This window comes from Chryseobacterium sp. ZHDP1 (assembly GCF_018603435.1).
GTDB classification, from domain to species: domain Bacteria; phylum Bacteroidota; class Bacteroidia; order Flavobacteriales; family Weeksellaceae; genus Chryseobacterium; species Chryseobacterium indicum.
On the sequence record NZ_CP075682.1, the window covers coordinates 2,328,581 to 2,341,547 of the forward strand.

Sequence of the window (12,967 nt, forward strand, 5' to 3'; positions counted from 1 at the left end):
TTTTAAATTTTAGATTTTAGATTTTAGATTAATTTCCGAATGTTTCCATTCAGCATTTATAATTTAAAATTTAAAATTATTCCTCTAGTCTTACGTCTAATCCAAGACCTTGTAACTCGTGAAGCAGTACATTGAAGGATTCCGGAATACCTGGTTCAGGCATTGATTCACCTTTTGCAATGGCTTCGTAAGTTTTCGCTCTACCAATAACGTCATCCGACTTCACGGTAAGGATCTCTCTCAGGATATTTGATGCACCGAATGCTTCAAGTGCCCAAACCTCCATCTCTCCGAATCTCTGACCTCCGAACTGAGCTTTACCTCCTAACGGCTGCTGAGTAATCAATGAGTATGGACCAATAGAACGTGCGTGCATTTTATCATCAACCATGTGCCCAAGTTTCAACATATAGATTACCCCTACTGTTGCAGCCTGAGTAAATCTTTCTCCGGTACCCCCATCATAAAGGTGAGTGTGACCGAATTTAGGAAGACCTGCTTTCTCAGTGTATTCTGTAATCTGGTCTAAGCTAGCTCCGTCGAAGATTGGTGTCGCGAACTTCAATCCTAATTTCTGACCAGCCCATCCAAGAACTGTTTCATAGATCTGACCGATGTTCATACGCGAAGGTACCCCAAGTGGATTCAATACGATATCTACCGGTGTTCCGTCTTCAAGGAATGGCATATCTTCTTCACGAACGATTCTCGAAACGATACCTTTGTTACCGTGACGACCCGCCATTTTATCTCCTACATTCAGTTTACGTTTCTTAGCGATATACACTTTAGCCAACTTCATGATCCCTGCAGGTAATTCGTCTCCGATTGAAATTGCAAATTTCTCACGGTTTTTAACTCCCTGAATATCGTTGTACTTGATTTTGTAGTTGTGAATTAACTGTTTGATTAATTCATTTTTATCGTTATCAACTGTCCAGTCTGAACCGCTAACGTTTACATAATCTTCAACTGAAGTTAATAATTTATGAGTGAACTTCACCCCTTTACCGATGATTTCTTCATCAAGGTCGTTTTTCACGCCCTGAGAAGTTTTACCGCTTACAAGGGTATTTAATTTTTCAATTAAAGTATTTCTCAAATCATCAAACTTAGCCTTGTAAGTGTTTTCAATTTCTTCAAGCTTAAGTTTTTCTTCAGTTCTCTTCTTTTTATCTTTGATGTTTCTTGAGAACAATTTTTTGTCAATAACAACACCTCTTAATGAAGAATCTGCTTTCAATGAAGCATCTTTTACATCACCAGCTTTGTCACCGAAGATCGCTCTCAAAAGTTTTTCTTCAGGAGTCGGATCAGATTCACCTTTTGGAGTGATTTTACCAATCATAATATCTCCAGGCTTCACTTCAGCACCGATTCTGATCATACCGTTTTCGTCAAGATCTTTAGTAGCTTCTTCAGAAACGTTTGGAATATCTGCTGTCAATTCTTCCATACCTAATTTGGTATCACGAACTTCAAGAGAATATTCATCTACGTGGATTGAAGTAAACCAGTCTTCACGAACTACTTTTTCGTTGATTACGATCGCATCCTCGAAGTTGTATCCTTTCCAAGGCATGAACGCAACCACTAAGTTTCTACCAAGAGCCAATTCTCCTTTTTCAGTAGCATAACCGTCGCAAAGTACCTGTCCTTTTTCCACTACATCACCTACTCTTACGTTAGGTCTTAGAGTAATGGTAGTACTCTGGTTGGTTTTTCTGAACTTAGTTAAGTTATATGTTTTAGTAGCAGATTCGAATTGTACTAAATCTTCGTCTTCGCTTCTTTCATATTTAATAACGATTCTGTCGGCATCCACATACTCTACAGTACCTGTACCTTCAGCGTTAATTAAGATTCTTGAATCTCTTGCAACCTGCTGCTCAAGCCCTGTACCTACAATCGGAGCCTGCGGCTTCAATAGAGGAACTGCCTGACGCATCATGTTCGATCCCATCAACGCACGGTTCGCATCATCATGCTCCAAGAAAGGAATTAATGAAGCGGAGATACCAGAGATCTGGTTTGGTGCAACGTCGATAAGGTCTACCTGAGATGGCTCAACTACAGGATAGTCACCATCTAATCTTGCAATAATTCTGTCTGTTTCGAATTCACCGTTATCGCTCAATTCAACGTTTGCCTGAGCAATTACTTTAGATTCCTCGTCTTCTGCATTTAAGTAGATAGGATCTGCATTAAGATCAATCTTGCTGTCTGCTACTTTTCTGTACGGAGTTTCGATGAAACCAAGTCTGTTGATTTTCGCATAAATACCTAAAGATGAAATCAAACCGATGTTTGGTCCTTCCGGAGTTTCAATCGGACAAATTCTTCCGTAGTGGGTATGGTGAACGTCTCGAACCTCGAAACCTGCTCTTTCTCTTGATAAACCTCCAGGTCCTAATGCAGAAAGTCTACGCTTGTGCGTGATTTCTGATAGTGGGTTGGTCTGGTCCATGAACTGAGAAAGCTGGTTGGTACCAAAGAACGAGTTGATTACTGATGTTAATGTTTTCGCGTTAACAAGATCAAGCGGAGTAAAGATTTCGTTATCTCTAACGTTCATTCTTTCCTTGATTGTTCTTGCAATTCTTGAAAGACCTACCCCGAACTGTCCTGCTAATTGCTCACCAACAGTTTTAATTCTTCTGTTTGATAAGTGGTCGATATCATCAACCTCAGCTTTAGAGTTCACAAGCTCGATCAAATGTCTTACGATCGCGATAATATCTTCTTTTGTAAGAACCTCAGTTGTCGTAGGAATGTTCAGCCCTAATTTTTTGTTTAGTCTGTAACGTCCCACTTCACCAAGTGAGTATCTTTGCTCAGAGAAGAATAATTTTTCAATGATTCCTCTTGCGGTTTCCTCATCTGGCGGATCTGCATTTCTTAACTGACGATAGATATACTCTACTGCTTCTTTTTCAGAGTTTGTAGGGTCTTTCTGTAGTGTATTCTGGATGATAGAGAATTCGTTGCTATTTTCTTTGTGAATCAGGATTGATTTCACACCCGCATCAAGAATAAGATCTAAATGTTCTTTTTCAAGAATCGTTTCTCTGTCTAAGATGATTTCGTTTCTTTCGATAGAAACAACCTCACCGGTATCTTCGTCTACGAAATCTTCGAACCAAGTGTTCAATACTCTCGCAGCCAATGTTCTTCCTTCTACTTTTTTAAGGGCAGCTTTAGAAACTTTCACTTCTTCAGCAAGGTCGAAGATCTGAAGGATATCCTTATCAGACTCATACCCGATCGCTCTTAATAAAGTGGTTAATGGTAATTTTTTCTTACGGTCGATATACGCGTACATTACGCTGTTGATATCGGTCGTAAATTCCATCCAAGATCCTTTGAAAGGGATAATTCTTGAATAGTACAATTTGGTTCCGTTTGCGTGATAAGTCTGTCCGAAGAATACACCCGGAGATCTGTGTAACTGAGTTACAATTACACGCTCTGCTCCATTGATAATGAATGAACCAGACGGCGTCATGTAAGGAACCGGACCTAAGTATACATCCTGAACCACAGTCTGGAAATCCTCGTGTTCAGGATCTGTACAATACAATTTAAGTCTTGCTTTAAGAGGAACGGAATACGTTAAACCTCTTTCCACACACTCATCGATTGAATAACGTGGAGAATCTACCAAATAATCCAAAAATTCCAATACGAATTGGTTTCTGGAATCGGTAATCGGGAAATTTTCCTGAAAAGTCTTGTAAAGACCTTCATTTTTTCTGTCTTCAGGAAGCGTATCAAGCTGGAAAAATTCACTAAAAGACTCAATCTGGATATCCAGAAAGTCCGGAGTAATGATTTTTCCTTTCGCTGAAGAGAAATTCACTCTCTGATTTCCCCTAGTTGTAGGTGTTGTTTTACTCATAAAACTTTTAAGAAAGGTTAAAAAATATTTTGATTCATTAAAAAATATCAGAAAAAAGAGTTTGAGAAGAGAAAAGTTCCAAAAGACCTTATAATGTTGGCGCTATTAGAAATAGTCTTATATTTTTTTCTCTTGATTCTCAGAATCTTATTCCTAACTGCAACACTGGTATATCTTTTCACAGCGTAATGCAAAATATTTTTATTACTTTTGAGGCAGAACAGCCGCAGTATCTATACACACGAAATCCTCTTCATTTCCATGAAAGAGGTGATATTCAATATTTTATAGATTTACAAACAATTATTCGCGCCAAAAGAGACTGCAAATTTACAACATTTTATTTTTATATACAAATAAAACAACTTCATTTTGAAGATGTTAATTATTTCGCTGAAAAATAAAAAGGTCATCCAAAATATGGATGACCCGCCCTTAATAAAAAAAACTTAATCTTAAAATTAATTATTATAACCTAAGATTTAGCTGTATTTTAAATACTGAACAGAATAATTAATTCTATTACAATATATATTTTTCAAAACTAAAAATATTTTAAACTTTAATCTGTCAATATATAAAATTAATAAAAAAAAAATTAAAATATTAATTTTCAGATAATTAAATCTCAAAAACACAAGTCACCCCTTCGGATGACTTGTGTGTAGAAACTATTTGCTTATTGAAATTACCTCACGATGACCTTATATGATTTTACAGTCGTTTTTGTTTCTACTTTTATAACATACATTCCTGCAGGTAAAGAAGAAGTACCGATTTCAGCATTTCCGGAGAATTTACCTGATTTAATTAATTGTCCCTGAGCTGAAAACAAAGTATAAACACCCTCTTCGTTAGATTTTACATTTAAATTTTCACCTGCTTTTACAGGATTAGGATATACTTTAACATCATTTGCAGCAGTTTTTACTTCTCCAAGAGATGCTTTTGCTGTCAGACCGCTGTTTTTAGCTACAGAAGAATATGGAGAAAGAGGAGAATTCGGAGAACCTTTTTTAACAAGATCCGTATCCACAACCGCCTGAATTCCATCTGCATCTGCATCATCTATTCTTGAAATAAATCCTTCTCCAAGATCATCAAGATTATCCTTACCGATGGTATAAAGATCGAAATCCACGTTATTGGATTTAAGATCCACAAAGTCTGGTTTATCATCTCCATCTGTATTTTTTAAAGGATATTTCATCACTCCGGAATCCGGTGCTGTTTCAAGAACATCTGCAATTCCGTTATTTCCTACCGCAACTCCACTATCAATTACTCCATTATGGTCTGCATCAATCTGATCAATAACCGAAGCCGGGATTCCTGATTCAAATAAATCTAAAATACCATCATTATCCGAATCCAGATCAAGGTAACTTGAAATTCCGTCTCCCAATTCTGAAATTACCAGTTTATTTCCATCCACATCATCATCTTCAAATTTTCCGTTTCCGTTAAGATCTTCCAGCGCATCCGGAATACCGTCGTTATCAGAATCTTTATCACAAGCATCAGCAATTCCGTCTCCATCACTGTCTACAGCCGAAGACTTATCGTTCACCGCAGAACATCCTTCCGCACAATCCGGAATACCATTTCCGTTATTATCAATACTGTCGTTTCCGTTCGGACACTTATCATTACAGTTCGGAACACCATCCTGATCATCATCAAGCTGGACAAAAGCATTATAAATATAATATTGCTGAGCCAGAGTGATTCCGATTCCCGGATTGATTTCAATTTTCATCCTGTCAAACGATTTTGTTGCAGTAAAGCCTACATAAAACTGATTGGTTGCAGAAGTAAAGAACTGTCCGCTGAACAATCCGCCTGAAGTTCTGGATTCCGTTACCGTTGTTCCTTTATAAAAAGTAATGGTAATATAATCTAAAGCATTTACAGTTAATAAATTAGCACTTTTCGTTAATGTAAATCCGCCAAAAGTTCCCGCAGGATATTCTCCCGTATTGCTTTTAACCGTTAGTCTAACGGTAGGAATTAACAAATTTATAGGAGATAAATTTACTGTAGCAAAATTTGTGGTGTTGGTATCTACAACGTTTCCTGTGTTGGTAATGTTGGTTAATCCGAAAATCGTTCCGGAAGCACCTGTCCAAGAAGCCCCCTGTACAACATCTCCTAATCTTGAAGTTCCCGAAGTCTGAATGTACTCATTACAATCGCAATCCTGAGGTTCTTCAAAGGCATAAAATACTTTCATCGCACCAAAATTTACCCCTACAGTCTGAGTGATCTTTAATCTCACTTCATTGAAAGGTTTTGTTGTATTGAGGGAAATCTTCTGTTTGTTGGAACCGAATCTTAAAACTTTAATATTAATAAGCCCTCCTCCATCAAATAAGTTTTTAGAATCCTGTAACTGTCCGAATAAATAAGTTTCAATTGTTATGTTTTTCAAAAATTCAGCACTCAATAACTTGCCCTGATCATCAGGTTCGATTACAAAGCCCGCTTTATTTCCTGCAGGATAAACCTGATTTTTATCTAAAACACCCACAGAGTAAGAACCTAACAAACCAGCAGGTAAAACAACAGAACCATAAGAATTTTTGTCTCCGTCTCCAATTTTATCTCTGTCAATTACGAAAGAAAGAGGTGCTAAAAAGTTACTGCTTCCTGAAACATTCCCATCCACTCCGTTTCCGGCAATAATATCATCGCAAATCCCGTTATTGTCTACAGGAACTTTGTTCGGATCGAAAGCAAATGCATAATAAACATTCAGCGCGCTGAATACTGAGAGAGCATTAACCTGATATAGTCTTACTTCATCAAAACTTTTAGACGTTTTAAAATGCAGGAAAACTCTTGTTTTTGTACCTCCAAATGCAGGTACAGACAACAAAGTAGCACTATTGGAACATTCCTGAAGAACTCCCGCTTTATAAGTACTTATTCTTAAATTACTTAAAAAACTTGCTGTAAAAATACTGGTACCAAGATCTACATTAAATCCTGTAATATAGCCTGCAGGATAGGTAACATTTGTATTTTTTACAGATACTCCGTTTCCGCTTACCAAAGTGGCAAAGCTTCCCATACTGACACTGTTATCTAAATTGGCATCAATAAGAGGATTCATGCTTCCGCTGTAACAGGCAATACATATACCATTAGCATTTAATGGTTTTGCCTCCACACCCATTCCGCGGATCGGTGTGTAGCCTTGTCCGAAAATCTTTACGGACAACAGTAACAGCATCAGAAAAGCTGTAGTTTTCCCGAATAATTTTTTTGTCATTTTAAATTGGTTTAAAGTTTGTGTATTTTTTTAAAATTGTTGCCATGCATAAACACCAGTAGAAGTTAGTTTACATCCGTAAAAATTTCCTGCAGTGGCGGATTTTCCGTAAACAATGGTTCCTTCATTACTCGCATTACAGTCTGAAGGTACTGGAACACCGGTTGCTTTAATTAAAATTCCTTTGCTGATTTCCAGATCCGGAATATTGGTTCCGCTCGGGGTCATATTAATTCCCACATCCGTAACCGCCGTGCCTATTGCACCCTGTCCTGAGAAAGCATGAGAAGTATTTGCATAAACGGTCTGATTGGCAATGGTTGCACTCGCATTAGTTCCGAAGGCAATAGCTCCAGCAGCTCCGCTGGCAACATTGGCATTTCCAAATGCATAATTATTACTCGTTACAGTATTTCCTGTACCAAAAGCAAAACCTCCTGAATTGACGTTAGAATTTCCTACATTAATTCCGCTTACGTTCGTTCCGGAAGTTCCGTTGTTATTTCCCAGAACAATCGTATTTGCACCTGTCGCAAAATTGTTGTTACCTATTGTTTTTGCGCCACTCAAAGAACTATTGGTAGCTCCAATCGCCACTCCCGGAAAATTAGCAGCCTGTGCGGCAACCGTATTTTCTCTTCCTAAAGCTACATTTGAAGAAGTATTGTTTGATAAAGTATTATTTGACCCCCATGAAACTGAAGCATAAGGTGCGGATGTATTTGAATTTCCTCCTCTAAAATTTCCGTTTACATCAAGAATTGCTTTTACGGAATTATTTGTTGCTAAAACTAAATTCTGGCTATCTGTTGTTCCCAGGAAATTTCCGGAAGAAACAGCAGTTCCTAAAGCTGAAGACGTGGCAGTAGTACCGGAATTTCCGGTAATTTTCCAGTTTGAAGACTGAGGCTGATTCATCTGAGTCCAGACAGAGCCATCAAAATAATAATACCCTGCATTCGTCACATTAACAGTCTGTCCTGAAGGTGTTGTATCGGCTGCTGTTACATAAACTATCGCACCCGTTTGAGCCGTGGTATAACTTTTAGCTCTTAACTGATCTCCTGTTAATCTGGGCGCGATAATCCCATCAAATTTCGCTGGATTTGAAGGAAAGCCCGTGACATCAAGTGTCGCCTGACCTTGAGTAGTATTGATACCTACTTGAGCATTAACAATACATCCCAAAAATGTTAGGATAGATAATCCGAATAATTTGCTTTTCATTTTAGTGATTTTTGTAGTTTTTAGAAAAAAATATGTAAAGTGGGTTCATTAACAATGAACATTAAAATATAAGCTACAAAATAAATATTATTTATTGCGTATTAGCTGTTGTTTTAACTTTATTTAAAGCTGCAGATTTCAGAAACAGGACCGTAGTAAAATGCCTATTTTTATTAATTAGAAATAGAAAAGTGCAATAAAGAATAATCAGAAGAAGATTCTCCGAAAGAAAATAATTTGTATCCAAAGCTGTGTGTTTTTGAGAATACAAATATAATATATTTTCAATCAAAATAATATTTATTGTTAAATAATTTAAATAAAAATACAATTTAACACATAATAATTAATTAAAAATAATAAAAATTATGAAATAAATAAAAATAAAAATTTATAAATACATATTTTAAATAGATAAGTCATTATTACAATAAGAATATTAAATAAGTAATAAACAAAAAAAGGCCTGAACAAATTGTTCAGGCCCGATATTTTTGAGTAAAGTGAAATTATTTCAATTCTACTTCAGCACCAGCTTCTTCTAATTGCTTCTTAAGAGCTTCAGCTTCGTCTTTAGATACACCTTGCTTCAATGGAGCTGGAGCACCGTCTACGATGTCTTTAGCTTCTTTAAGACCAGCACCAGTTAAATCTTTTACTAATTTAACGATAGCTAATTTAGAAGCACCTGCAGACTTAAGAATTACGTCGAATTCAGTTTTTTCTTCAGCAGCTTCACCTGCACCACCTGCAGCAACTACTACTGCAGCAGCAGCTGGCTCAATTCCGTACTCATCCTTAAGGATAGCAGCTAATTCGTTTACGTCTTTTACTGTTAAGTTTACTAGCGTTTCAGCTAAATTTTTTAAATCTGACATTGTTGTAATGTTTTTGTTGATTATTGATTATTTTTTGAGTGTAAATTATTCAGCAGCTGGAGCTTCTCCTTCAGCAGCCGGAGTTTCCGGAGTTTCAGTAGCAGGAGCTTCTTCTACTGCAGGTGCAGCTTCTTCAGCTTTAGCTTCTACTGTCTCAGGTTTGTTTTGAAGAGCAGAAACAACTCTCTGGATTGGAGACTGAAGTAATCCGATGATTTCACCGATCATTTCTTCTCTAGACTTGATGTTAGCTAACATCTCTAGGTTATTGTCACCCACATAGAAAGTTTCCTGAACGAAAGCAGACTTCAAAGCCGGCTTTTCTTCTTTCTTTCTGAAGTCTCTGATTAATTTTGCAGGAGCACTTGCAGTCTCAGAAATCATAATTGCTGAATTTCCTTTGAAAGACTGGAACATCTCAGAGTAATCTACTCCTTCAATTTGCTCCATTGCTTTTTGTAAAAGTGTATTTTTAACAACTTTTACTTTGATATTTTGCTTGAAAGCCTGTCTTCTGAAGTCAGAAGATTTTCCAGCGTTCAAACCTTCCAGATCTGCAACATAAACTACTTTAGCATCCTGAAGCAAATCTTTGATCTCTTGTATTGCTACAACTTTTTGGTCTTTTGTCATTGTCTTAGGATTTATAATTAGTTAACAGATTTAGTATCGATTGCAATACCAGGACTCATTGTAGAAGAAAGATAGATCGACTTCACATAAGTACCTTTAGCAGCAGTTGGCTTCATTTTGATCAAAGTAGAGATCAATTCCTGAGCATTTTCCTTGATTTTAGCAGCATCGAAAGACACTTTACCAATACCAGCGTGGATAATACCGTATTTATCAACTTTGAAATCAATTTTACCAGCTTTCACTTCAGTTACTGCTTTACCAATTTCCATTGTTACAGTACCTGATTTAGGGTTTGGCATTAAACCTCTTGGTCCTAATACTCTACCCAATGGTCCTAATTTACCCATTACAGCCGGCATCGTAACGATAACGTCAACGTCTGTCCAACCTTCTTTGATTTTTTGTAAATATTCATCAAGACCTACATAATCAGCACCCGCTTCTTTAGCTTCTGCTTCTTTATCTGGAGTTACTAAAGCCAAAACTTTAACATCTTTACCAGTTCCGTGAGGAAGAGATACAACACCTCTTACCATTTGGTTTGCTTTTCTTGGATCTACCCCTAATCTTACAGCGATGTCTACAGAAGCATCAAACTTTGCAGTATTTACTTCTTTTACAAGAGCTGCACCTTCTTCAAGGTTATAGATTCTTCCTTTTTCTACTTTGCTTAAAGCTTCCTTTTGCTTCTTTGTTAATTTTGCCATTTCTTTAAGTTTTAAGCGTTAAAAGTTGGTTTAGTTCCTGTTACTCTTAATCCCATAGATCTTGCAGTACCTGCAACCATAGAAACAGCTGAATCCATTGTAAAGCAGTTAAGGTCTGCCATTTTATCTTCAGCAATCTTTTGAACCTGAGCCCAAGTTACAGCACCTACTTTGTTTCTGTTCGGTTCTCCGGAACCACCTTTGATCTTAGCCGCATCCATTAACTGGATCGCTGCAGGAGGAGTTTTGATTACGAATTCAAAAGATTTGTCTTCGTATACTGTAATTACTACAGGTAAAACTTGTCCCGGCTTATCTTGAGTTCTTCCGTTAAATTGCTTACAAAACTCCATGATGTTCACACCTGCAGAACCCAAAGCTGGACCTACTGGTGGAGAAGGGTTAGCTGCGCCACCTTTCACCTGAAGCTTTACCATTTTAAAGACTTTTTTAGCCATTGTTTGTTTTTTAAATTTGAATAATTAATGAGTTTGGAAGCATTTATTATTCAGCAGGTTATCCATTCTCACATTAGATAATCCTACTTTTCGGACTGCAAAATTATGAAATATTTTTGAAATAGCAAACGGAATAGATTGATTTTTAAATAAATTAAGGTAAACTTTCGTCAAACGCCTGTGGAATTTTAAACATACTGTCCCTATTATCGAATGGCACAACAATTTTATCCAGAATTTTATCCTTATCTTCTTTTAAGCAACTTCTCTTTACAAGTTGCAAATCGTACACCGCCTTCTCTGATGGAAGAAACGCATACTGAACATCATAACAAAATCTGGTTCCATCTGAATTATCATCCCAGTCTCCGTAAGAATATTTTGTAGTAACAGTGCAAGCCTTTCTTAATTTATTTTGGCTGAAAATAACCAAATCATCATAATATAAAGTTCCCATATGAGTTTGTCCGCCTGATAAAGCGAAGCATACTGTTTCTTTACCAATCACAGTAAATCTATGCAACGAACCGGAATTTCCATACATTCCACCACTTCCTGCTTCGATCATAAAATCAGCAGTTTCCCAATTCTTCCCATTGAATCGGAATATGAACAGATCGCAATGTCCTGTAGATGCGCCTGCAAAAGGATATTGATTTTCTATTACTAAAGCAGCAAATTTTTTTCTTCCTATTACAAAACGTTTGATATCTGATCTTGAAAGCTGTATTTCCTCATCCATTTCTTCTAGAGGTTTCATATTCATCGTATCATAGACAGGTTTTAAAAGATTATCTATAATTCCCGAAGTTAAAGTTGTATCTACAGCCATTACAACATTTTGCTTTTGAGGTAACGGAGAATTGACCGATGGCGGCGAAGAAGTTTCCTTTTTACAGTTTATTGCAGACAAAAGAAGCAATGTTAAGAATACATATAATGAAATAGTTCGAATCATCATCAAATATATTAAAAAAGAAAAGACCATCCTTTCGAATAGTCTTTTTAAATTATTTTTAAAGTTTTTACACTTTTTCTACTTGCATATAGCTAAGCTCCATTGGAGTTTTTCTACCGAAGATAAGAACAGAAACTTCAATTTTCTTTTTATCTTCAAGAATTTTTTCAACAGTTCCGTTGAATCCGTTGAATGGTCCGTCAATTACTTTAACGTTTTCACCCACTACATAAGGGATTTCAACATCGCTTGCAAACTCAGAAAGTTCATCCATTCTTCCAAGCATTCTGTTTACTTCAGATTTTCTCATCGGAACAGGATCTCCTCCTTTTGTTAAGCTTAAGAAAGAAATAACTCCCGGAATGTTTTTGATAACGTGAGGAATTTCCCCCATCAAATCAGCTTCAATCATTAAGTATCCAGGATAGTAAGGTCTTTCTTTAGGAACTTTTTTACCGTTTCTGATCTGAATAACCTTTTCCATAGGAATAACTACCTGAGTAACGTACTGCTCAAAGCCTAAACGCTTGATTTCCGTCTCAATGTAGTTTTTCACTTTATTTTCCTGTCCGCTGATCGCTTTCAGCACATACCATTTCAATTCGCTCATTATTGGGAAAATACTTTTATTATTAATTGAACAAGTTGATTAGCATTCCAATGATGTTGCTGATTGCTTTAGAAAACAATTCATCAACTCCAAAAGTAAATAACGCCAAGATCACTGTTGCAACAGTTACTACAATTGTAGACGATTGCAGATCAGACCACTTTGGCCATTCAACTTTATGTCTGAACTCGTTATAAGAACCTTTTAAAAAATCGACAAATGAACTCATAATTGTTATTTGCACGGGCACAAGGATTCGAACCCTGATCAACGGTTTTGGAGACCGGTATCCTACCATTGGACGATGCCCGTAGTTAAAAA

The 12,967-nt window shown here is 36.7% G+C and carries 10 protein-coding genes and 1 tRNA gene; all 11 read right to left on the reverse strand.

From position 1 onward, the window contains the following. Positions 1–76: 76 nt before the first annotated feature. Complete coding sequence (rpoB, locus tag KKI44_RS10745; protein WP_116547782.1) at positions 77–3,898, reverse strand: DNA-directed RNA polymerase subunit beta; 3,822 nt, start codon at positions 3,896–3,898, stop codon at positions 77–79. 688 nt (positions 3,899–4,586) lie between these two features. Then, entirely contained in the window at positions 4,587–7,172 is a 2,586-nt protein-coding gene (locus KKI44_RS10750) for a T9SS type A sorting domain-containing protein (protein WP_214590992.1), read from the reverse strand. A gap of 30 nt (positions 7,173–7,202) precedes the next feature. Further along, complete coding sequence (locus KKI44_RS10755; RefSeq protein WP_214590993.1) at positions 7,203–8,399, reverse strand: hypothetical protein; 1,197 nt, start codon at positions 8,397–8,399, stop codon at positions 7,203–7,205. Between the two features lie 509 nt (positions 8,400–8,908). After that, positions 8,909–9,277 carry a 50S ribosomal protein L7/L12 gene (rplL, locus tag KKI44_RS10760; RefSeq protein WP_076390710.1) on the reverse strand — a complete coding sequence of 123 codons (369 nt, stop codon included), beginning with the start codon at positions 9,275–9,277 and terminating at the stop codon, positions 8,909–8,911. A gap of 45 nt (positions 9,278–9,322) precedes the next feature. Then, positions 9,323–9,910: a 50S ribosomal protein L10 gene (gene rplJ / locus KKI44_RS10765; RefSeq protein WP_214590994.1), complete on the reverse strand. Its 588-nt coding sequence runs from the start codon at positions 9,908–9,910 to the stop codon at positions 9,323–9,325. 17 nt (positions 9,911–9,927) lie between these two features. Next, positions 9,928–10,620, reverse strand: a complete 693-nt coding sequence (gene rplA, locus KKI44_RS10770) for a 50S ribosomal protein L1 (protein WP_029295585.1) — start codon at positions 10,618–10,620, stop codon at positions 9,928–9,930. Between the two features lie 11 nt (positions 10,621–10,631). Next, positions 10,632–11,078, reverse strand: coding sequence for a 50S ribosomal protein L11 (gene rplK, locus KKI44_RS10775; RefSeq protein ID WP_076390708.1), 447 nt, complete (start codon positions 11,076–11,078; stop codon positions 10,632–10,634). A 154-nt stretch (positions 11,079–11,232) separates the two neighbouring features. Continuing rightward, entirely contained in the window at positions 11,233–11,991 is a 759-nt protein-coding gene (locus KKI44_RS10780) for a hypothetical protein (protein WP_214590995.1), read from the reverse strand. A gap of 112 nt (positions 11,992–12,103) precedes the next feature. Continuing rightward, entirely contained in the window at positions 12,104–12,646 is a 543-nt protein-coding gene (nusG, locus tag KKI44_RS10785; RefSeq protein ID WP_002976412.1) for a transcription termination/antitermination protein NusG, read from the reverse strand. Between the two features lie 22 nt (positions 12,647–12,668). After that, positions 12,669–12,875 carry a preprotein translocase subunit SecE gene (gene secE / locus KKI44_RS10790; RefSeq protein WP_076390705.1) on the reverse strand — a complete coding sequence of 69 codons (207 nt, stop codon included), beginning with the start codon at positions 12,873–12,875 and terminating at the stop codon, positions 12,669–12,671. Positions 12,876–12,887: 12 nt separating this feature from the next. Then, positions 12,888–12,958, reverse strand: a tRNA-Trp gene (locus KKI44_RS10795). Positions 12,959–12,967: the final 9 nt, after the last annotated feature.